Source organism: Corynebacterium tuscaniense (assembly GCF_008693065.1).
GTDB lineage: Bacteria > Actinomycetota > Actinomycetes > Mycobacteriales > Mycobacteriaceae > Corynebacterium > Corynebacterium tuscaniense.
In genome coordinates, this window is the sequence record NZ_VXKH01000163.1 from 1 (window position 1) to 675 (window position 675).

Annotated in this window: 2 protein-coding genes; both read right to left on the reverse strand. The window is 60.4% G+C overall.

What is annotated here, in order from left to right:
* The coding region (locus F4V54_RS11060; RefSeq protein ID WP_150387164.1) for a DUF808 family protein at nt 1-206 on the reverse strand (206 nt) is incomplete at its 3' end.
* 3 nt (nt 207-209) lie between these two features.
* The coding region (locus F4V54_RS11065) for a ribonuclease FAU-1 family protein (protein WP_150387165.1) at nt 210-675 on the reverse strand (466 nt) is incomplete at its 5' end.

Consider the following 675-nt stretch of genomic DNA (forward strand, 5'->3'; position numbering starts at 1 on the left):
TTGGTAATGCGCCAGATCATCGGCAGCTCGCGTTGCGGCTTGATTCCCTCCGCGTATTGCGGGGTTACGGCAGCATCGTCGACCACCACACCTGCGGCCTTCACGGAGGTTTTGCCCGCGAGGGCGGCCGCATCGTCAACGCTGGAGGCAGCGGAGCGGGCGATCAGGGCGACGTCGTCAAGCAGGGCAAAAAGGCCACCAGCCATAAATTATCCTTCTGGGGTTAGGGTGATGTTATCGGACCACGTTAAGTGTATCCCCTGATGCGCCAGCCAAGCCATCGCATCATCACCGCTGCGAGTAATGCCCTCGACCGCGGCAAGTGTAGTGTCGATCGCTTTCTCGGCGTCCTCGGCAGAAATCAAGCCAGCGGAGGTCGCGGCAGAGAGTTCATCAATATCGAGCACAGAAATGGGCTCGCCGCGCGTGGCAACCAGATCCACATAAAGGTCGCGGGTGGTCCACACCGCGCCCTCGCGCTGGATCTCGGCCACGTCGATATAAAAGTCTTGGTGGACGTCTACGCCGGGGCGGAAATGGAAGATATTGGCGCGCAGGTTGAGATCGGGCAGCAGCCACGATTCCAGGTAACCAAAGCGCGGGTGATCGGCGCCGCGAGCCATGTAGAGGCCGAAATCCGTCTCGGTGTACGTGTCGACCTCGCGTAAGAATCCC